General features: G+C 73.8%; 18 protein-coding genes. 13 read left to right on the plus strand and 5 right to left on the minus strand.

Annotation, left to right across the window (positions count from 1 at the left end; genetic code table 11):
• Window positions 1-358 precede the first annotated feature (358 nt).
• Window positions 359-1,225, plus strand: a complete 867-nt coding sequence (locus tag ACFQ6N_RS32345; protein WP_380656879.1) for a MarR family winged helix-turn-helix transcriptional regulator — start codon at window positions 359-361, stop codon at window positions 1,223-1,225.
• A gap of 194 nt (window positions 1,226-1,419) precedes the next feature.
• Here the strand turns inward: ACFQ6N_RS32345 and ACFQ6N_RS32350 are convergent, their stop codons facing one another.
• Window positions 1,420-2,283 (minus strand): aldo/keto reductase, encoded by an 864-nt coding sequence (locus ACFQ6N_RS32350; protein WP_380656882.1) that lies wholly within the window; start codon window positions 2,281-2,283, stop codon window positions 1,420-1,422.
• A gap of 520 nt (window positions 2,284-2,803) precedes the next feature.
• Here ACFQ6N_RS32350 and ACFQ6N_RS32355 point away from each other — a divergent pair.
• The 11 genes from ACFQ6N_RS32355 to ACFQ6N_RS32405 all read left to right on the plus strand — a co-directional run bounded on the left by ACFQ6N_RS32355 (window position 2,804) and on the right by ACFQ6N_RS32405 (window position 13,947).
• A complete protein-coding gene (locus ACFQ6N_RS32355; RefSeq protein ID WP_380656884.1) occupies window positions 2,804-4,579 on the plus strand; it encodes an ABC transporter transmembrane domain-containing protein in 1,776 nt (591 codons plus the stop codon).
• Between the two features lie 55 nt (window positions 4,580-4,634).
• Window positions 4,635-6,407: an ABC transporter ATP-binding protein gene (locus ACFQ6N_RS32360; RefSeq protein WP_380656886.1), complete on the plus strand. Its 1,773-nt coding sequence runs from the start codon at window positions 4,635-4,637 to the stop codon at window positions 6,405-6,407.
• A gap of 153 nt (window positions 6,408-6,560) precedes the next feature.
• Window positions 6,561-6,806, plus strand: coding sequence for a lipopolysaccharide assembly protein LapA domain-containing protein (locus ACFQ6N_RS32365; protein ID WP_380656889.1), 246 nt, complete (start codon window positions 6,561-6,563; stop codon window positions 6,804-6,806).
• 47 nt (window positions 6,807-6,853) lie between these two features.
• On the plus strand, window positions 6,854-7,582 hold the full coding sequence (locus tag ACFQ6N_RS32370; protein WP_380656922.1) for an amino acid ABC transporter ATP-binding protein: 729 nt from the start codon (window positions 6,854-6,856) through the stop codon (window positions 7,580-7,582).
• A gap of 132 nt (window positions 7,583-7,714) precedes the next feature.
• Window positions 7,715-8,581, plus strand: coding sequence for a glutamate ABC transporter substrate-binding protein (locus ACFQ6N_RS32375; protein ID WP_380656924.1), 867 nt, complete (start codon window positions 7,715-7,717; stop codon window positions 8,579-8,581).
• A 12-nt stretch (window positions 8,582-8,593) separates the two neighbouring features.
• Entirely contained in the window at window positions 8,594-9,238 is a 645-nt protein-coding gene (locus ACFQ6N_RS32380; protein WP_380656892.1) for an amino acid ABC transporter permease, read from the plus strand.
• Window positions 9,235-10,104 (plus strand): amino acid ABC transporter permease, encoded by an 870-nt coding sequence (locus ACFQ6N_RS32385; RefSeq protein ID WP_380656895.1) that lies wholly within the window; start codon window positions 9,235-9,237, stop codon window positions 10,102-10,104. The genes ACFQ6N_RS32380 and ACFQ6N_RS32385 overlap by 4 nt, the downstream gene beginning before the upstream one ends.
• Before the next feature lie 139 nt (window positions 10,105-10,243).
• Window positions 10,244-11,149, plus strand: coding sequence for a LysR family transcriptional regulator (locus ACFQ6N_RS32390; RefSeq protein ID WP_380656927.1), 906 nt, complete (start codon window positions 10,244-10,246; stop codon window positions 11,147-11,149).
• Window positions 11,150-11,225: 76 nt separating this feature from the next.
• Window positions 11,226-11,807, plus strand: coding sequence for a cysteine dioxygenase (locus ACFQ6N_RS32395; RefSeq protein ID WP_380656897.1), 582 nt, complete (start codon window positions 11,226-11,228; stop codon window positions 11,805-11,807).
• Window positions 11,808-11,865: 58 nt separating this feature from the next.
• The gene (locus ACFQ6N_RS32400; RefSeq protein WP_380656930.1) at window positions 11,866-13,011 is read left to right on the plus strand and encodes a YeiH family protein; all 1,146 of its coding nucleotides are present in this window, start codon (window positions 11,866-11,868) and stop codon (window positions 13,009-13,011) included.
• A gap of 225 nt (window positions 13,012-13,236) precedes the next feature.
• On the plus strand, window positions 13,237-13,947 hold the full coding sequence (locus ACFQ6N_RS32405) for a spermidine synthase (protein ID WP_380656899.1): 711 nt from the start codon (window positions 13,237-13,239) through the stop codon (window positions 13,945-13,947).
• Between the two features lie 276 nt (window positions 13,948-14,223).
• On the opposite strand, the gene ACFQ6N_RS32410 is transcribed toward ACFQ6N_RS32405, so the two are convergent.
• From ACFQ6N_RS32410 to ACFQ6N_RS32420, 3 genes are all read right to left on the minus strand, one after another.
• Window positions 14,224-16,068, minus strand: a complete 1,845-nt coding sequence (locus tag ACFQ6N_RS32410; protein ID WP_380656901.1) for a hypothetical protein — start codon at window positions 16,066-16,068, stop codon at window positions 14,224-14,226.
• Between the two features lie 186 nt (window positions 16,069-16,254).
• Window positions 16,255-17,163 (minus strand): TetR/AcrR family transcriptional regulator, encoded by a 909-nt coding sequence (locus tag ACFQ6N_RS32415; RefSeq protein ID WP_380656903.1) that lies wholly within the window; start codon window positions 17,161-17,163, stop codon window positions 16,255-16,257.
• A gap of 33 nt (window positions 17,164-17,196) precedes the next feature.
• Complete coding sequence (locus ACFQ6N_RS32420) at window positions 17,197-17,715, minus strand: NUDIX hydrolase (protein ID WP_380656906.1); 519 nt, start codon at window positions 17,713-17,715, stop codon at window positions 17,197-17,199.
• A 101-nt stretch (window positions 17,716-17,816) separates the two neighbouring features.
• Between ACFQ6N_RS32420 and ACFQ6N_RS32425 the strand changes: the two genes are divergently transcribed.
• Complete coding sequence (locus ACFQ6N_RS32425) at window positions 17,817-19,037, plus strand: serine hydrolase domain-containing protein (RefSeq protein WP_380656908.1); 1,221 nt, start codon at window positions 17,817-17,819, stop codon at window positions 19,035-19,037.
• Window positions 19,038-19,157: 120 nt separating this feature from the next.
• On the opposite strand, the gene ACFQ6N_RS32430 is transcribed toward ACFQ6N_RS32425, so the two are convergent.
• Window positions 19,158-19,481: a nuclear transport factor 2 family protein gene (locus ACFQ6N_RS32430; RefSeq protein ID WP_380656911.1), complete on the minus strand. Its 324-nt coding sequence runs from the start codon at window positions 19,479-19,481 to the stop codon at window positions 19,158-19,160.
• Between the last annotated feature and the right edge of the window lie 262 nt (window positions 19,482-19,743).

The raw sequence follows: 19,743 nt of genomic DNA on the forward strand, positions 1-19,743 counted from the left end.
GGAGAGGGTGGGCACACCCTACCGGCGAGTAGGGAGGGCTACCAGGGCGGAGAGGCGCAGGTGACGGTCGGTAAGGACCGACCGGTCGGCTTTCTGCTGAGAACGGGTTACTGCAAGGGTGTGGCAGCGCGTAAATATGCCAATGTTGCCGAACCTGCGTCTACTATCCGCCCCTGCCTGCCAGCAAGGGCCCGCCGTTTGTATAGTGTCCGCCAGCAGCCACCGGCTGCACGGCTGGAGCGCCCTCCCTCATAGCTGGACGCCCACTCGCCGTTACTGCCCCACCCGGGTGTCCCACACACACCGGGTGTGACATCGGGACGGATACATGGTGCTGGGGGAGATCCCGACAACCCGCGTGTCCGCGCGACTGCAGCAGTCGCCCGGGCACCTGATTCGCGTTGCACAGCAGGTTCACACCCGTCTGTGGTCCGAGCACGTCGGAGCCGATCTCACGGCTCCGCAGTTCGCCGTGCTGCTCGTCCTCGCCCTCGAACCGGGCGCGGACCAACGGACGGTCGGCGAGAGAGCCTCGCTGGACAAGGCCACGATGGCGGAGATGGTCGCGCGGCTGGTCCGCCGCGGCCTCGTGCTGCGCAGGCGCGACCCGGCCGACGGCCGGCGCAAGCTGCTGGCTCTCTCGCAGAGCGGCGCCCAGGCGGTGCGCGAGGCCACCGGTGGTGTGGTCCGCGTGCAGCGAGTCCTGTTCGAGCCGCTCAGTGCGGAGGAGCAGGTCGAGATCGTCCGGGTGATGGCCAAGATAGCCAGGCTGGAACCCGCCGCGGTCGCCGTCTTCACGGACGCGCGGCCGATACTGGACGCCCAGCGGGCGATCGGTTACCTGATCAGGGTGAGCCAGCAGGTGCACACCAAGCTCTGGTCGGAGCACGTCGGTTCGGAGCTGACGGCCCCGCAGTACGCGGTGCTGGACGCGCTGGAACTGGAGCCGGGCGCCGACCAGCGCACGGTCGGCGAGCTGGCCTCGCTGGACAAGGCCACGATGGCCGAGATGGTGAGCCGGCTGGTGCGCCGCGGTCTGGTGCAGCGTCGGCGCGACCCCTCGGACGGACGGCGCAACCTGCTCTCGCTCTCACCGGCGGGACAGGACCTGCTGCACCGTTCGGCCGCCGGAGTGGCCGAGGTCCAGCGGCTGTTGCTGGCTCCGCTGGAGGTCGTCGAGCACGAGGCTGCACTCGCGCTCATCGGCAAGGCGGCCAGGCTTTAGGCCAAGCCTCAGTAACAACAGCCAAAACGATTCGCCAACGTACCGAGGGTGCTTGCCCGTTGGTGCCGCGAATCGCGCACACCGAGGACCGCCCGCCCCCGACGGGGTGGGCGGTCCTCGGTGCGACCGGCGGCCGGGGGCCCGTCAGGGCCCGTCGCGGCGGTCGGGGCCGGCCGTGCGGCCCAGGGCCCGGATCAGTTCCAGTCGAAGCCCTGCGGGTCCGGGCCGATGCGCTTGCCGGTGGCGACGGTCGCGACCGCCGCGAGGTCCTCGGCGTCCAGCTCGAAGCCGGCGACGTCCAGGTTCTCCCGGATCCGGGACGGGGTGACCGACTTCGGGATCGCGATCACACCGCTCTGCAGGTGCCAGCGCAGCACCACCTGGGCGACGGTGCGGCCGTGCTTCTCGGCGACCTTCAGCAGGGCCGGCTCGGCGAGCAGCTCGCCGCCCTGGCCCAGCGGGCTCCACGCCTCGGTGGCGATGCCGTGCTGGGCGTGGAAGGCGCGGAGCTCCTCCTGCGGGAAGTACGGGTGCAGCTCGACCTGGTTCAGCACCGGGACGACCGAGGCCTCGTCGAGCAGGTGGGTCAGCTGCTCGGTGCCGAAGTTGGAGACGCCGATCGACTTGACCCGGCCGTCCGCCTTCAGCTGCTCCAGGGCCTTCCACACGTTGAGGTAGCTGCCGTGCATCGGGCGCGGCCAGTGGATCAGGTACAGGTCGAGGTAGTCGAGGCCGAGCTTGGCCAGCGAGGCGTCGAACTCGCGCAGCACCGCGTCACGGCCCTGCTCGCCGGACCAGTCGCGGGTGCCCGAGTTCCACAGCTTGGTGGTGATGTAGAGGTCCTCGCGGGCGACGCCGCCGACCAGGGCCGAGGCGATCGCCGCGCCGGTGCCGGCCTCGTTCTCGTAGATGGCCGCGGTGTCGATGGAGCGGTAGCCCGCGGCGATGGCGGAGCTGACGGCGGCGGTGGCCTCGCCGTCCGGGACCTGCCACACGCCGAAGCCGAGCTGCGGGATCTGTGCGCCGTCGTTGAGGGTGACGCTGGGGATGTTGCTCACGGGACGGGGTGCCCTCCTGGTCGTATGTCTTTCCAGTGGGGGGCAACTGGCACCGGAACGTGATTGTTCCCGCCAAACGGGCGAATCTTGGGTGAAGATTTGCCGGGCCTTGTCCGGGGCGCGGCGGGCGCGGAGCGGGGCCGGGCGGGCGCGCGGCCGGGCCGGAAGCCCGCCGGTGGGGCCGCGGTGGCGGGTGGGGGGAGAGGGGCCGCGCGGGCGGACCCCGGCGACGGCGGAAAACCTGTTGCGTGGGTCACAGCGGGGTTGGCAGGCTCGCGGACATGGCCTCCTGACATCAGGGCCCTTCGTGCCCTTCCCACGCCCGTCCGGCGCTCCCGCCGGACGCTTCGACGCCGCGACGCCGCGCCGCGGGTCCCTCGTCCGTCGCTTGCCGCCCGTCGCCCGGATCCTGCCGTCCGCGGGCTCGGGCTCCCGCACGGGCCGGGCCGCCGCGCCGTTCCGCCCGTTCCCCGGTTCCCCCGTACGCCCGCACCGTTCGCACCGTTCGCATCGGAGTGTCATGCCGCTGACCCCCCTGCCGCTGGCCGACCCCGGCAGTCCCGACCTCTCCTCACCCCTGGCCTTCCTGCGTTGGCTGCAGCGCAGCCAGCGGCGTGGGCAGCTGCTCGCCACCTGCTGGACGCTGCTCGAAATGGGGGGCCAGGCCGCCCTGCCGATACCGCTCGGGGCGGGCGTGCAGGCGGCCGTCGACGGCGACGCGGGCGGCATCTGGCGGGCCGGCGGGCTCGCCCTGCTGCTCGCCGCCTGCGCCGCGCTGGGCACCGTGCTGGCGCACCGGCAGGCGATCTGGAACTGGATCCACGCCGCCTGCCAGGTGAAGCAGTCGGTGTCCCGGCAGGCCTCGCACCTCGGGGCCGGGCTGTCCCGCCGGATCGCCACCGGCGAGGTCGTCGCCGTCGGCAGCGGGGACGTCGAGCGGATCGGCTGGTACGTGGAGCTCGTCGCCCGGGTCCGGGCCGCGGTGGTGGTCTGGCTGGCCGTCAGCTCGGTGGTGCTGGTGGTCGAGCCGGTGCTGGGCATCGGGGTGCTGCTCGGCGTCCCGGTGCTGGCGGCCTCCGTCTGGCCGCTGATCGGGCCGTTCGAGCGGCGCTACGAGAAGCAGCGCGAACTCGGCGGCAAGGCCACCGAGCTGGCCGCCGACACGGTCGCGGGGCTGCGGGTGCTGCGCGGCATCGGCGGCGAGGAACTGTTCCTGGAGCGGTACCGGGAAGCCTCCCAGAAGGTCCGGGCCGCCGCCGTCCGCTCGGCCCGGCTCTGGTCGCTGATGCAGGCCCAACAGGTGTTGCTGCCGGGCCTGTTCGTGGTCGGCGTCACCTGGTACGGCGCCCGGCTGGCGGCCTCCGGCGAGATCTCCGTCGGCACCCTGATCGCGGTGTACGGCGCGACCGCCTTCCTGGCGGCGCCGCTGCGGATCCTGGGCGAGGCGGCGCACGCCTGGAGCGTCGCCCGGGTCTCCGCCGGGCGGGCCGTCCGGGTCCTGTCGCTCGGCCGGACCGACCGTGCGGCCGGGGCCTCGCTCGCCGAGCCGGCCAAGTCCGACCTGTACGACCCGGAGAGCGGGCTGACCGTGCGGGCCGGCGAGCTGACCGCGGTGGTCTGCGGGGACCCGGACTTCGCCGGGGCACTCGCCGAGCGGCTCGGCGGCCACGTCCCGCTCGCCGAGGGCGAAGAGCCGCGGCCCTCCGTACGGCTCGGCGGGACGGAGCTGGACGCCGTGCCGCCGGCCGAGGCCAGGGCGGCCGTACTGGTCCACGACAAGGAGCCGGTGCTGCTCTCCGGCACGCTGGCCGAGCTGTTCGACATCCCGTGCTCGGGCCGGGTCCCTGTCGGGGCCGCACTGGCGGCCGCCCGGTCGGACGACGTCCTGGAGGCGCTGGTGGACGGCTCGCCGGAGTGCGCCGGAGACCCGATGCGGGCCCGGATCACCGAGCGGGGGCGCTCGCTGTCCGGCGGGCAGCGCCAGCGGCTCGCGCTGGCCCGGGCGCTGCTGGCGGACCCGCCGGTCCTGGTGCTGGACGAGCCCACCAGCGCGGTGGACGCGCACACCGAGTCCAGGATCGCCACCGGACTGCGGGACGTCCGGACGGGCCGCACCACGGTGGTGTTCGCGACCAGCCCGCTGCTGCTGGACCAGGCGGACCGGGTCGTGCTGCTGCGGGGCGGCCGGGTGGCCGCGGTCGGGCGGCACCGCGAGCTGATGCGGACCGATCCGGCCTACCGGGCCGTGGTCACCCGCGAGGAGGAGGCCGCCCAGCCGGTGGGTGAGGCCGTGTGAACAGCGCCCCGAACCGGTCCGCCGACTGTCGTGCCACACGAGCGAGGAGTACGTCATGAAGCCCCCCGTCCATGAGGAACAGGGGCCGGCCACCACCCTGCCGGTCGGCTCCCCGGCAGCCGTGCGCGGGTACCTGCTGCTGCTCGCGCGGCGGCACCGGGCCGGATTCTCGGGGGTGGTGGCGCTGCACTCGGTGGCCACCCTGGCCGGGCTGATCGGGCCCTGGATGCTCGGCCGGCTGGTCGAGTCGCTGGCCACCGGCACCGCCGCGGCCACCATCACGGTCGCGGTCGCCTGGTACCTGGCGGCGCTCGTGGCGCAGTCCGCGTTCACCGGCTGGTCGCGGATGCGCGGCGCGGTGCTCGGCGAGCGGGTGCTGGCCGACCTGCGCGAGGACTTCCTGATCCGCTCGGTCGCCCTGCCGACCGGCGTGCTGGAGCGGGCCGGCACCGGGGACCTGGTCTCCCGGGGCACCACCGACGTCGACCGGCTGGACAAGTCGGTGCGCGAGGCGGTGCCCGAACTCGCCGTCGCCGTCGTGTCGTTGCTGCTGGTGCTCGGCGCCCTGCTGGTCACCTCGCCACTGCTCGCACTGACCTCGCTGGTCGGACTGCCGCTGCTGCTGGCCACCTCCCGCTGGTACTTCCGGCGCGCGCCGCAGTCCTACCGCAACGAGTCGGCCGGGTACGCCGCCGTGAACACCGTCCTGGCCGAGACGGTGGACGCCGGGCGGACGGTCGAGGCGCTGCGCCTGGGCGAGCGGCGGATCGAGCTGACCGACCGCAAGCTGCGCGAGTGGCTGGCCTGGGAGCGCTACACCCTGTGGCTGCGTTCGGTCTGGTTCCCGACCATCGACGCGGTGTACACGGCGGCGGTGCTCGCGACCCTGGTGCTGGGCGGGCTGTTCACGCTCAAGGGCTGGATCACCGTCGGCCAGTTGACCACCGGCGTGCTGTACGCGCAGATGCTGACCGGTCCGGTGGACCTGATCCTGCGGTGGTACGACGAGCTGCAGATCGGGCAGGCCTCGCTGGCCCGGCTGGTCGGCGTGCGCGAGGTGCCGGAGCACGAGGAGGACGAGTCCGCCCGGCCGGACGGCCGCCGGGTGGAGGCCACCGACGTCCGGTTCGGCTACCGCGAGGGCACGGACGTCCTGCACGGGATCAGCCTGGACGTCGCCCCGGGCAGCCGGGTCGCGCTGGTCGGCCCGTCCGGGGCGGGCAAGTCCACGCTGGGGCGGCTGCTGGCCGGGATCTACGCCCCCGGGCGCGGCAGCGTGACCCTCGGCGGGGCGGCGCTCTCGCGGATGCCGGCCGAGCGGGTGCGCGCGGAGGTGGCGCTGGTGAACCAGGAGCACCACGTCTTCGTCGGCACCCTGCGGGACAACCTGCGGCTGGCCGCGCCCGCCGCCGACGACACCGCGCTGCGGGCCGCGCTGGACGCGGTGGACGCCGGCGCCTGGGTGGATGCCCTGCCGGACGGGCTGGACACCGAGGTCGGCTCCGGCGGGGCCTCGCTGACCCCGCCGCAGGCCCAGCAACTGGCCCTGGCCAGGCTGGTGCTGGCCGACCCGCACACCCTGGTGCTGGACGAGGCCACCTCGCTGCTGGACCCGCGCGCCGCCCGGCACCTGGAACGCTCGCTCTCCCGGGTGCTGGAGGGCCGGACGGTCATCGCCATCGCGCACCGGCTGCACACCGCGCACGACGCGGACGTGATCGCGGTGGTCGAGGGCGGGCGGATCAGCGAGTACGGCAGCCACCCGCAGCTGGTCGCGGCCGACGGCCCGTACGCGGCGCTCTGGCGCTCCTGGCGGGACGAACGGTAGCGGCGGCCGGCCCCCGGGCGCCGCGGCCCGGGTGAGCGCCGGAAGGTAGATCGGTAAACCCGCACGGGGTCGGATTGCCCCGTGCGGGTTACTCCCTGGCCCGGAAGGGCGCGTAACCGGGCAAAACGGCCGTCCGGCCCGCAGACTGCTCCGGTGACCAAGACTTCGGACGGCTCGTCCCGCGCCCCGCGCGGTGAGATCGGCGGGATCCCCACGCGCTACATCGGGATCGGCGTCATCGTCATCCTCGCCGTGTGGTTCCTGTTCGCCAACCTCGACAAGGTGAAGATCCAGTTCTGGGTGTTCACCGTCACCGCGCCGCTCTGGATCGCGCTGCTGGCCACGCTGATCGCCGGCGCCGCGCTCGGCTGGCTGCTGAAGGGGCGGCGCAACCGGTGACCACGCCTCCCGGGCCGGCCGCGGGCGGCACACCGGCCTTCACCCCGCTGATCGAGATGCGCGGGGTCAACAAGCACTTCGGGGACCTGCACGTCCTCCAGGACGTCGAACTGACGGTGGGCCGCGGCGAGGTCGTCGTGGTGATCGGCCCGTCCGGATCCGGCAAGTCCACGCTCTGCCGGGCGATCAACCGGCTGGAGCCGATCGAGAACGGCACCATCCTGATCGACGGCGAGCCGCTGCCCGCGGAGGGCAAGGGGCTCGCCCGGCTGCGGGCCGAGGTCGGCATGGTGTTCCAGTCCTTCAACCTGTTCGCGCACAAGACCGTGCTGCAGAACGTGTCGCTCGCACAGGTCAAGGTGCGCGGCCGGTCCAAGGCCGAGGCCGACGCCAAGTCCCGTGCGCTGCTGGAACGGGTCGGTCTCGCCTCGCAGGCCGACAAGTACCCGGCCCAGCTCTCCGGCGGACAGCAGCAGCGGGTGGCGATCGCCCGCGCGCTGGCGATGGATCCCAAGGCGCTGCTGTTCGACGAGCCGACCTCGGCGCTCGACCCCGAGATGATCAACGAGGTGCTGGACGTCATGCGCCAGCTCGCGCACGAGGGCATGACGATGGTCGTGGTCACCCACGAGATGGGCTTCGCCCGGGCCTCCGCGAACCGGGTGGTGTTCATGGCGGACGGCAGGATCGTCGAGGACCGCTCCCCGGAGGACTTCTTCAGCGCCCCCGAGAGCGAGCGCGCCCGGGACTTCCTGTCCAAGATCCTGAAGCACTGAGGTGGCGCCGTGAACCGTAGGACGACGCCCGGTGCCCGGGCGCGGAAACCCGTCGAGCGGGCCGGGACGCCCGGCGCCCGGTCCGGCCGGCCCGGCGCGGGGGCGCGCAAGCGGGCGCTCGTCGCCGCCGCCCTGCTGCTCACCGCGCTGGCGGCCGGCTGCGGCAAGGCCGGCACCCCGCCGCCCAAGGGCCCGCAGCCCAGCGCACTGCCCAGCTACCAGGTGCAGGACGCCTCCTCGATCACCGGCTCGCCGACCCTGGACGCCGCCCGAAGCCGGGGTCACCTGGTGGTCGGTGCCAAGGAGGACCAGCCCTACCTGGGCCAGAAGAACCCGGCCACCGGGGAGTACTCCGGCTTCGACATCGAGATCGCCAAGATGCTCGGCGCCTCGCTCGGCTTCCCGCCGGAGAAGATCCAGTTCAAGACCATCGCCTCGGCCAACCGCGAGACCGCGCTGCAGAACGGCCAGGTGGACTACTACGTCGGCACGTACACCATCAACGACAACCGGAAGAAGCTGGTCGGCTTCGCCGGGCCGTACTTCATCGCCGGGCAGTCGCTGCTGGTGCGCAAGAACGACAACACCATCCACGGCCCGCAGGACCTGGACGGCAAGAAGGTCTGCTCGGCGGCCGGCTCGACGCCGTACCAGCGCATCCAGTCGCAGTACCCCAAGGCGCACCTGATCGGCTACGACACCTACTCGGCCTGCGTGGACAACCTGATCACCGGCCAGGTCGACGCCGTCACCACGGACAACGCGATCCTGCTCGGCTACGCGGCCAAGGTGCCGGACGAGCTCAAGGTGGTCGGCCCGCTGTTCTCGGCCGAGCCGTACGGGATCGGCGTACCGAAGAACGACACCGTGCTGCGCCTGGCGCTGGACGACGCGCTGGCGCACCACGAGCAGAACGGCGACTGGAAGAAGGCCTTCGACGCGACCCTCGGCCTGTCCGGGGAAACCGCGCCCACCCCGCCGCCGATCGACCGGTACTGAGAGGGCCGCGCCGTGAAAACGCTGACCGACAACTGGTCGACCTACTGGGACGGCTTCCTCGGCACGCTCTCGCTCTTCGCGGTGAGCGCCGTGCTGTCCCTGGTGCTGGGGGTGCTGATCGCGGGCTTCCGGGTCTCGCCGGTCCGGCCGCTGCGGGTGTTCGGGACGGTGTGGGTGACGCTGCTGCGCAACACACCGCTGACCCTGCTGTTCTTCATCGTGGTGCTGGGCCTGCCCCGGTTCGACATCACGCTGCCCTTCTACACCTTCGCGGTGCTCGCGCTCGGCTGCTACACCTCGGCGTTCGTCTGCGAGGCGATGCGCTCGGGCATCAACACCGTGCCGCCCGGGCAGGGTGAGGCGGCCCGCAGCCTGGGGATGAGCTTCGGGCAGACGATGGGCGTGGTGGTGCTGCCGCAGGCGTACCGCTCGGTGGTGGCGCCGCTCGGCAGTGTGATGATCGCGCTGGCGAAGAACACGGCGATCGCCGGTTCGTTCAGCGTCACCGAACTGCTGGGCACCTACCGGACCATCAACGAGCTGGGCTACAGCATCATCTGGACCTTCGTCTGGATCGCCGTCGGCTACCTGATCATCACCCTGGCCATCAGCGCCGTCTTCAACCTGCTGGAACGACGAGTGGCGGTGTCCCGATGACCGTTGAATCCTCGGCGCTGTACGACATCCCCGGCCCGAAGGCGCTGGCCCGGCACCGGCTGTACGGCGGGATCGCGCTGGTGCTGATCGCGGCGCTGATCGGCTGGGTCGTCTACATGATGTTCCACACCCACCAGTTCACCTACGCCAAGTGGGAGCCCTTCGAGTACCGGGGGGTGCAGGACCTGCTGCTGCGCGGGCTGGGCAACACCCTCCAGGCCTTCGGCTGGACGGCGCTGTTCGCGCTGCCGTTCGGCGCGCTGTTCGCGGCCGGGCGGCTGTCCGACCACCGGGTGGTGCGCTGGTTCTCCACGCTGGTGGTGGAGTTCTTCCGGGCCATGCCGGTGCTGGTGATGATCTTCTTCGTGTTCGTCGCCCTCAAGGTGCAGCCGCTGTGGGCGCTGGTGGCCGGACTGGTGCTCTACAACGGCTCGGTCCTGGCGGAGGTGTTCCGGGCCGGCGTGCTCGCGGTGCCCAAGGGGCAGCGGGAGGCGGCCTACGCGCTCGGCCTGCGCAAGACGCAGGTCATGACGTACGTCCTGGTGCCGCAGGCCAACCGGGCGATGCTGCCGGCCATCATCAGCCAGCTGGTCGTCGCGCTCAAGGACACCTCGCTGGGCTTCCTGATCACCTTCGAGGAGTTCCTGCACGCGGGCAAGCTGATCGCCACCAACCTGGACTACGACCTGCCGTTCATCCCCGTGGTGATCGTGATCGCGCCGATCTACATCGGCATGTGCCTGCTGCTCTCCTGGCTGGCCCGGTTCGTCGAGAAGCGCAGCCGGCGCAGCCCGAGCACGCGGGGCGGAGCGCCGGTGGTCAAGGCCGGGGTGGCGATGGGACTGCCGCCCTCGGCGCAGCAGTGAGCAGCCTGGGTCGGGACTGAATCAAAGGTGCGGGTGGGGTCGGGGCCAATACCTCCAAATTCCTCTTATGATTGCGGGGCTGTACGGGACCGACAGGACGGTCCGGACGACGACCCCGGGCGGGAGGGCCATGGAGCCGGTGTTCGACTCGCGGCACATCAGGACGTTCCACGAGGTCGTCCGAGCCGGCTCCTACTCGGCCGCGGCCCGGGAGCTCGGCTACACCCAGCCCGCCATCACGCAGCAGATGAAGGCCCTCGAACGCACCGTCGGCGTCCCGCTGTTCACCCGCGCCGGGCGCGGGCTGCGGCTCACCGAGGCGGGCGAGGCGCTCTCCCGGCACGCCGAGGTGATCCTCGGCAGCATGTCCGCCGCCCAGCAGCAGCTCGCCGCGCTCGCCCGGCTGCGCGCCGGACGGGTCCGGGTCTGCGCCTTCCCCAGCGCCAACGCCACCCTGATACCCGAGGCGATGGCCCGACTGCTGGCCGAGCACCCCGGCGTGCGGGTCGAACTGCTGGAGGCCGAGCCGCCCGACTCCGTCCAGCGGCTGCTGCGCGGGGAGTGCGACATCGCGCTGGCCTTCCGCTACCCGGGCGGGGCCACCGAGGTGCCGGACGGCCTGGACGAGATCCCGCTGATGGAGGACCTGCTCACGGTGCTGCTCCCGGTCGGCCACCCGCTCGGGCGACGGCACGCCGTACGGCTCTCCGACCTCGGCGGCGAGCGCTGGATCGCCGGCTGCCCGCGCTGTCGGGCCAACCTGCTGCACGTGTGCGCGGAGGAGGGCTTCGCGCCCGACATCGTGTTCTCCACGGACGACAACCTCGCCGTGCAGTCCCTCGTCGCCGCCGGGGTCGGCATAGCCCTGATGCCCGCGCTGGTGCTCTCCTTCATGTGCCACCGCAAGGTCACCGGGCGGGCCGTCGAGCCGCACCTGCGGCGGCAGGTGAGCGCGTACGTGCTGCGCGAGCACCGGCGGATCCCGGCCACCGGGCTGGTGCTGGACCATCTGCGGCAGGCGGCGGCGAGCCGGGTCGGGTGCTGACCCATAAGGCTGGGTAGGGGTATTGCTTACGAACCCTCCTTGGACGTGATAGGTCGGTAGGTCCGAACCTGCTGGCATGACACCCTCAGCCACGGTCGGCAGCGACCGACTCACCGAGCGGATGACCGCGCTGGTCAGTGAGATCCGCGCCGTCGTCGACCGCGGACTGCCTCCGGAACTGACCGCCTACCTCGTCGGGGAGCGCCTCGCCCCGCACCTGCACGCCGACCCCGACGGGCCCGACGCGCTGCTCACCCCCGCCCAGCGCGAGGGCGACCCGCAGCGCTACCGCCAGCACGTCCTGCACGCCGAGGAGGACGGAAGCTTCTCCGTCGTCGCCCTGGTCTGGCTGCCCGGACAGCAGACCCCGATCCACGACCACGTCTCGTGGTGCGTGGCCGGCGTCCACCGAGGCCAGGAGAGCGAGACCCGCTACCGGCTGGTCTCCGACGGCCGCACCGCCCGGCTGGTCGAGACCGAGCACGTGGCCGGCCCGGCCGGCACCGTCGCCGCCTTCGCCCCGCCCGGCGACATCCACCTGGTACGCAACTCCTGCAACACCACGGCCATTTCCATCCACGTCTACGGCGCGGACGTCTCCCGCCTCGGCACCAGCATCCGGCGCGTCTACCGGCTGCCCGCCGACCAGCAGCAGTGAGCGCGGCGTGGCACTGACTCTCCGGCAGCGCACCACCCGCACCCGCTCGCTGCCCCCGATGGGCGGCGACGCCCCCGGGCTGCTGCTCGCGGCCCTCGGGGTGGCCGCCGCGATCGCCGTCCACGCGGCCGTACCGGCCGTCCCCAAGCTCACCGCCGCCGTCCTGCTCGGCATGGCGGCGGCCCACCTGCCCGGGCTGCGGCCCGTCGTCCGCGGAGTCGCCAGACCGGGGCTGTCCACGGCCGGGAAGCGGCTGATGCGGCTCGGGATCGTCCTGCTCGGGCTCAAGCTCAGCCTGGGTGACGTGCTGGGCCTCGGCTGGGCCACCGTCGCCATGGTCCTCGCGGTGGTCGCGGCCACCTTCGCGGGCACGCTCTGGCTGGGCCGGCGGCTCGGCCTGCCGGGGGACCAGCCGCTGCTGGTCGCCACCGGGTACTCGATCTGCGGCGCCTCGGCGATCGGCGCGGTCAGCCAGGCGGCGGGCAGCGAGGAGGAGGACGTCGCGGCCTCGGTGGCCCTGGTCACCCTGTGCGGGACGTTGGCGATCGCCGTCCTGCCGCTGCTGCAGCACCCGCTCGGGCTCGGCGAGGTGGAGTTCGGGCGCTGGGTCGGCGCGAGTGTGCACGACGTCGGCCAGGTCGTCGCCACCGCGCAGGGCAGCGGGGCGGGGGCGCTGCGGGAGGCGGTCCTGGTCAAGCTGATGCGGGTGGTGCTGCTGGCGCCGCTGGTCGCGGGGGTGGCCGTCATGGTGCGGCGGAACCTGCGGGCGGCGCGGGCGGTGGGTGCGGGGGCTGGCTCCGGTTCCGGTGCGGGTGCGGGTGCGGGTGCGGGCGTGGGGGCTGGTTCTGCGGCTGCGGGCTCCGGTGCGGGTGCGGGTGTGGCGGTGGCTGTGGCTGCGGAGGCGACGCAGGGGGCTGCCGGGACGTCGGCGAAGGCCGCCAGCCGTCCGCCGATCGTGCCGCTTTTCGTGGCGGGGTTCCTCGCGATGATCGTCCTGCGGACCACCGGGGTGCTGCCCGAGCGGGCGCTCGGACTGGCCGGGGACGCCCAGGAACTGCTGCTCGCCGCCGCGCTGTTCGGCCTCGGCAGCGCCGTGCACCTGCCGACCATGCTCCGGACCGGTGGGCGGATCGCCCTGCTCGGGCTCGGCTCCTGGGTGGTCGTCGCGGGTGTGTCCTACGCGGGGGTGCTGATCACGACCTGACGGGCGCGGGTGCGGACTCGGCTATTGTCGGGCGGGTACTCGTCCGCACCGGTACGGTCCCGCGACCGGGCCGGTGCGGTCCGGGGCCGTAGCAGGGCGATCCCGCAGCCGAGTTCACCCAGGTCCGCCCGGGTCCGCCCGGGTGCTGCCCGGGTTTCCGCCCGGGGTGTGTCCGGGTCGAGTCCGAACCCGCCCGAGCCCGTCTGAGTCCGCCGAGGAGCACGGATGACCACCGCACTGCCCGAACGGGACGGCCCCGAGGCCGTCGTCACGCTCGACCGACGGGAGGGCCCGTACGGCGAGGTGGTGCTGCGGCAGCGCGGTCGCGACTTCGAGATCATCGCCAACGGCTGCTTCCTGATGGACACCGCCGACGGGCGCTCGGAGCGACTGCTGATCCAGGCGGCGCTGGACGAGTTGGACCGCACGGGCGGCCGGGTCGAGCGGCCGGCCGTACTGATCGGCGGCCTCGGGGTCGGCTTCTCGCTCGCGTACGCGGCAGCCGAACCGCGCTGGGGCCGGATCGCCATCGTCGAGCGGGAGACCGCGATCATCGACTGGCACCGGAACGGCCCGCTCGGCGCCTTCTCGGACGGCGCGCTGGAGGACGACCGGGTCGCGGTGCTCCACACCGACCTGCTGGAGTACCTCGCGGCGGCGGACGGCGAGCGCTATGACGCGCTGTGCCTGGACATCGACAACGGGCCGGACTGGACCGTCACCGACTCCAACAACGGGCTGTACGGCGCCGACGGGCTCGCGGTGCTCTGGCACCGGCTGCTGCCGGGCGGGGTACTCGCGGTGTGGAGCGCGCAGCCGTCGACGGCCTTCGAGGACGCGCTGCGGGCGGCGGGCTTCTCGGACGTGGTGACGCACGAGATCCCGGTGTCCCGGGGGGTGCCGGACGTGGTGCACCTGGCTCGGCGCGCGGCCTGAGGCCGGGGCTGGGGTGCCGGTGAACCCGGGCCCCGCGCTTGGTCGTTGACGCTTCGATGGCCGGGTGATGGGCGGTGGCGGAGGCCGGGCTCCCTCCGGGCGGCACGGCGGGCCTGGGGCACGGCGGCTGACAGCCGACAGCTGACCGGTGACATGTAACAGAAGACAGCTGACAGATTTCAGATTTCAGCGAACGAAATCTGAAATCTGTCAGCTGTTACTTGTTCGTGTTGCTGCGCCCGCGCCCGCGCCTGGACGCAGCCCCGCCGCCCCGGCTCAGCCGAACGGGCGGTGCTGCGGCTTGGCGTCCGCGTCCTCGTCGGCGTTCGGCTCGGGCTCCGCCATCGGTTCGGACGGGAGGTCCGTCATGGCGAAGGGGTCGAAGTCCGGCGGCGGGACCATCACCGGCGTGCCCTTGCGGGGAGCCGCCTCCCCGTCCGCCGTCGCGGTGGGCGCGGCGGGACCGGCCTGCGCCGGGATGACCGGCGGAGTCGAGGGCGGCGGCGGGACGGCCGGGCCCTGCGAGGCGAGGGTGGTGCCGAACGGGTCGCTCTTCTGCTCGGCCGCGACCGTCGTGCCGAACGGGTCGGCGGCCGGGGGCGCTCCGGCGGACCGTGCGGCGGGCGCGTCGTCGGACGGGCCCGGGAGGGTGTCCGGGGCGAAGGGGTCGAAGTCCGGGGGCGGAACCGTGACCGGCGTGCCCTTGGGCCGGTCGGCCGGCGCGGGCTCGGCGCCGTCGCCCGCCGGCCCGGAGGCCGGGGCGAAGGGGCTGAAGTCGGCGGGCGGTACACGGACGGGCGTGCCAGGCAGGTGCACCGGCAACTCCTCCGGCTCCGCCGCCCGCTCCTCCCCGGCCGGGGCCGTGACAGGAGCCGGAGCCGTGACAGGAGTGGGGGCAGCAGTAGGAGCAGGGGCGGCAGCCGGCGCGGCAGCGGGGGCCGCGGCGGCCGTGGCCGACTCGCCGTCCCAGCCGAACTGGATGCTCTTCAGCAGTTCCGCGAACGCCTCGGTGTACAGCTCCCAGTCCTCCTGCCGCGCCGTGGACAGCTGGGCGCACAGCACCGTCCCGCCGTCCGGCAGCGGGACGAAGGCCTGGACGGCCGAGGTGACCACCCAGCGCCGCTGTCCGTCGGAGGCCAGCGGTCCGGGCACCGGGACGGTCCGTCCCTCGACCAGGACGGCGGCCGGGCCGGCCGGCAGCAGGACCGTCCACACCTCGGCGTGCCGCCGGACGGTGGCCAGTTCGGTGGCGAGCGAGGTGATCGGCAGCGGGTGCCGGGCGAGCGAGACGACGAGGGCGGCGTCCGAGGTGCGTCCGTCGAGTTCCAGGGCGCAGACGCCCGCGTACACGACGCCCGCCTCGTGGATCAGGTCGGCCAGGGTGGCGGAGACCACCGCGAAGTCGCGGCGCGGCTCGGGGCCGGTGGCGCTGAACAGTTCCTCGGCGACCTCCGCGAGGTGCCCGGTCAGTTCCGCGGCGGCCGCCACGGTGGCGGGGGCGGCCCCGTCGGCCGACTCCGTGTCGGCGGGCCGCGCGGGAACGGTACGGGCGGAGACCCCGGGGGGCCCGCCGGGGGAGGTCAGCGGGTGGAAGCCGGGCGGGACGACCAGCCGGACCTCGGCGCCCGCGCCGGTGGGCAGTTCGACCGGGTGCCGGGTCTGCTGTCCCGCCGCCAGCGCGGCCAGCGCCGGGGCGAACGGCGGGCGCAGCTTGGCGTCCGCGAACTCGCCGGTGACCGGCAGCTGGAACAGCGCGGCCGAGGTGGTGCCCCGGTCGGCGATGGCTCCGCGTACCGCTCCGCCGCCGTAGCGGGTCTGGAGCGCGTCGATCACCCGGTCGGCGATCCGCGCGCCGGTGCCGGGGCGGGCGGTGCCGGCGGTGAGGACCGTGCCGAGCCGGTCGAGGGCGGCGTGCACCGGGCCGTTGGGGGCCAGCGGCAGGCCGAACAGCGCCTCGGCGGCGGGGAGTCCGGCCGTCCGCAGCGCGCCCAGCGAGGCCGCCGGGTGGCGCGAGGTGTGCTCGTCGAAGAGGGCGTCGGTGAGCGTGCCGAGGGTCGCGCAGACCTGCTCGGCTGCCGCGAAGGGGTTGGCCTCCGCACTGAACTGGACGTCCTGGGTCAACTGGTGAGCCCCCCGCTCTGCTCCGTCTGCCGTCGGTGGTTCGGACGGGACCGGACCCGCCTCGGCGGCGTGCCGTCAGATCCCCGCCCATTCCTATCAGAGGCCACCGTCCTGACCGAACCGCAGGATGACCCGATGATCACCCGGACGGGCACTCCCGGCACCGGGCCGGCCGCCGTGGTCCGGTCACCCGGCTGTGGTCCCACCCGTCCCACCGGCCCCACCAGTCTCACTGGTCCCACCGGTCGCGCCACCTCCGGCAGCCCCGCCGTCCCCGGCGGTCGGCCCGCCCGGAGCCGCGGCGGCGAGCCCGGTGACCGCGTCGAGGATCCCCGGGACGGCGAACAGCCCGGCGAGGTCCCGGACCAGGCGCCCGGTCGGGCCCTCCGGACGCTCGTCGGCGAAGAACGAGGCCAGTTCGGCGGCGAGCGCCGGTTCGCGGGCGGCGGTGAGGGTGAGCGCCGCGACGAACTCCTGCACCAGGTGCAGCTGCAACTCCTCCAGCGGCAGCGAGCGTTCGCCGAGCCACTCCAGCGAGGTGATCTCGGCGTTGGCGATCCAGGCGCGGACGGTCAGCCGCAGCCCGGTGCTGGGCGAGGGCACCGACAGGTGGGCCAGGATCTGCTCCTGCGCGGCCCGGCGCACCTCGTCGATCACCGCCGAGGTGCCCGCGCTGGCCGCGACCGAACCACCCCGCAGCAGGGCCGCGAAGCCCGGCCCGTGGCTCTGCACGAAGTCCAGGTAGCGGCCCATCACCCGGTACAGCCGCTCCGACAGCGGCCCTTCCATGGGCTCCTCGAAGCGGGCCGACAGTTCCCGGCCGGCGCGCCGCAGGGACTCCTCGTACAGCGCCTGCTTGCCGGGGAAGTAGTGGTAGACGAGCGGCCGGGAGGCGCCCGCGGCGGCGGCGATGTCGTCGATCGACACCTCCTCCGGCGGGCGTCGGCTGAACAGCTCCAGCGCCACGGCGATCAGCTGCTCCCGCCGTTCGTCCACGCTCAGCCGCCGGCGGGGCCGCGCGCCCGCTGCGGCCCGGTCGGGTGCGGGGGTCCGTGCTGCGCGGTCGGCCGTCGGGGACGGCGTGCGGGAGGCCATGCGCGTCAGCCTATCCGGCGGCCGTCCGGGGGCCTATGCGGCCCGGAAGTCCAGGTAGCGGCGGTAGGCCTCGACGCCGTCGGGGACGAAGGTGTCGCGGGCGAGGCGGTCGGCGAGCTCCTCGGGGGTGAGCCAGGCGTGCCAGGCGACCTCGGACTCCTGCGGGTCGACCGGGCCGTCCCACTCGGCCTCGTACATGTCGCACCACCAGTTGAGCGGGCCGCCGTCGGGCTCCCGGAAGAGGAACTTGAACATCGGGCGGGGGACGATGCCGGTCACGCCGAGTTCCTCCTCGGCCTCGCGCACGGCGGCCTCGGCGTAGGTCTCGCCGGAGCCGACGACGCCGCCGACGAACATGTCGTACGCGCCGGGGGAGAACAGCTTGGTGTCGGTGCGGCGGTGGACGAAGATCCGGCCGGCAGGGTCGCGGACCATGATGAAGACGCAGCGGTGGGTCAGGCCGCGCCGGTAGACCTCGCCGCGCAGGGCGGTTCCGATCACCCGGTCGTGCTCGTCGACGACGTCCAGCAGTTCTTCGGCAGGGTTGGTCATGACTGACAGGTTAGGGTTTCGGGGCCCGGTTCGAACGCGTTCCCGCGATCCGTCGAACGCGGGCGGACGATGACGGTCGGAACGGCTGAAGGCGGCACGCGGTGGTGGAGATCTGGGGCGAGGCGACCGAGGGGTTCGAGCCCGTACGGGCGGCCTTCGCGCGGAACTTCGCCGAGTTCGGCGAACTCGGCGCGGCCTTCGCGCTGTACGTGCGCGGCCGCAAGGTGGTCGACCTGTGGGGTGGCGACGCCCGGCCCGAGGTCGGCGGACGGCCCGCGCCCGCGGTGCCGTGGACGGCCGACACCGCGCAGGTGCTGCGCTCGGTCACCAAGGGCCTGACCGCGACCGCCGCGCTGCTGCTCGCCGAGCGCGGCCTGCTGGACCTGGACGCGCCGGTGGCCTCGTACTGGCCGGAGTTCGCGGCGGCGGGCAAGGGCGGGGTGCCGGTCCGCTGGCTGCTCTCGCACCAGGCCGGGGTGCCCGCGCTGGACGTGCCGCTGCGGCTCGAGGACGTGCTCACCTGGGAGCGGGCGGCGGCGGCCGTGGCCGCGCAGGCGCCCGCCTGGGAGCCCGGCACGGCGCACGGCTACCACCCGTACACCTTCGGCTGGCTGGTCGGCGAGGTGGTGCGGCGGGTCAGCGGCCGGACGGTCGGACAGTACTTCGCCGAGGAGATCGCCCGGCCGCTCGGGCTGGACCTGTGGATCGGGCTGCCGGCCGGGGCCGCGCCCCGGGTCGGGAAACTGGTCGACCTGCCCGCCCCCGAGGCGGCCCGGACCGGCCCGAGCGGGCTGCGGCTGCGGCCCAAGCAGTCCGTCCGGGACGCCTACCAGGACCCGGCCTCGCTGACCGCCCGGGCCTTCGCCTCGGTCCGGCCCGGGGTGGACCTCAACGACCCGGCGGTGCAGGCCGCCGAGATCCCCGGCGCCGGCGGCATCGGGACCGCCCGCTCGCTGGCCCGCTTCTACGCGGGGCTGATCGGCGCGGCCGACCGCCCGGACGGCTCCGGCGCGCTGCTGCCGCCGCTGCTCGGGGCCGAGGTGCTGACCCGCGCGGTCGGCCCGGCGGTGGACGGCCCGGACCGGGTGCTGATCGTCAACTCGACCTTCGGCCTGGGCTTCTGGCGGCACGGCGCGACCGCGCCGATGGCCTCCCCGGCGAGTTTCGGGCACCCGGGCCGGGGCGGCTCGCTGGGCTTCGCCGACCCGGAGCTGGGGCTGGGGTTCGGGTACGTCACCAACGGCATGCAGCCGGGGGTCACCGGGGACGTCCGCTCGCGGAACCTGATCCGCGCGGTGCGGGGGTGCCTGGGGCTCTCCTGAGCCGGTCGGGGTGCTCGGGGCGGGCCCTGCGCCGGGCGGCCCCGCGCCGGGTGGGCCCCGCGCCGGGCGGGCCCCGCGCCGGGTGGGCCCTACGCGGGGCGGGCTCTCCGCCGGTGGGCTCTACGCCTGGCCGGTATCGAAGCGGCTGATCCGCTTGCCGTCGACGGTGAACCGCCAGGCGGTCCGCATCGTGCCCCAGGTGTCGTTGGTGAACTCGGCGACCAGCGCGTGGCCGTCGTGCGACTCGGTGTCGACGTTCATCCGGCCGTGGACGCTGAAGATCTCCTTGTCGATCCACTCGGCGACGTCGCGGTCGGAGCCGTCGTCGGACATGGTCGCGTCCGGGGTGAGGGCGGCGACGAAGGCCTCGCGGTCGCCCGCGTTGATCGCGGTGACGAAGGCGCGCACGGCCGGGTCGGAGAGCTTGGCGGGGGCGATGGTCATGCGGGACTCCCGGAGACGGGCGAGGGGTTGGGGAGTCCTGTCTACGGCGTTCGCGGGGGCCGTCCGGGCATGTCGGCGGCGCGTCGGGAAAATAGCGGGATTCATGTGCTTAGATCCAGAAACAGGCGTTTTGTCGGGTCGCGCGAACGCCCGGGTGCTCGCCACGGGGAGTGGCGGTGGGGGGGGGGGGCGGGGGTGGGGGGGGGCCGCCCCCCACGGAACGGGGGCGCGCCGGGGGGGCGGGGGGGGGGGGGGAACCGGC

It is taken from the genome of Kitasatospora sp. NPDC056446, from assembly GCF_042796115.1.
In the GTDB taxonomy this organism is placed as follows: Bacteria; Actinomycetota; Actinomycetes; order Streptomycetales; family Streptomycetaceae; genus Kitasatospora.

Coding starts and splice junctions, on each gene's coding strand:
- ACFQ6N_RS32400 (WP_380656930.1), top strand. CDS start 11,866: ATGGGCGGCGACGCCCCCGGGCTGCTGCTCGCGGCCCTCGGGGTGGCC.
- ACFQ6N_RS32405 (WP_380656899.1), top strand. CDS start 13,237: ATGACCACCGCACTGCCCGAACGGGACGGCCCCGAGGCCGTCGTCACG.
- ACFQ6N_RS32355 (WP_380656884.1), top strand. CDS start 2,804: ATGCCGCTGACCCCCCTGCCGCTGGCCGACCCCGGCAGTCCCGACCTC.
- ACFQ6N_RS32430 (WP_380656911.1), bottom strand. CDS start 19,481: ATGACCATCGCCCCCGCCAAGCTCTCCGACCCGGCCGTGCGCGCCTTC.
- ACFQ6N_RS32415 (WP_380656903.1), bottom strand. CDS start 17,163: ATGGCCTCCCGCACGCCGTCCCCGACGGCCGACCGCGCAGCACGGACC.
- ACFQ6N_RS32395 (WP_380656897.1), top strand. CDS start 11,226: ATGACACCCTCAGCCACGGTCGGCAGCGACCGACTCACCGAGCGGATG.
- ACFQ6N_RS32385 (WP_380656895.1), top strand. CDS start 9,235: ATGACCGTTGAATCCTCGGCGCTGTACGACATCCCCGGCCCGAAGGCG.
- ACFQ6N_RS32420 (WP_380656906.1), bottom strand. CDS start 17,715: ATGACCAACCCTGCCGAAGAACTGCTGGACGTCGTCGACGAGCACGAC.
- ACFQ6N_RS32360 (WP_380656886.1), top strand. CDS start 4,635: ATGAAGCCCCCCGTCCATGAGGAACAGGGGCCGGCCACCACCCTGCCG.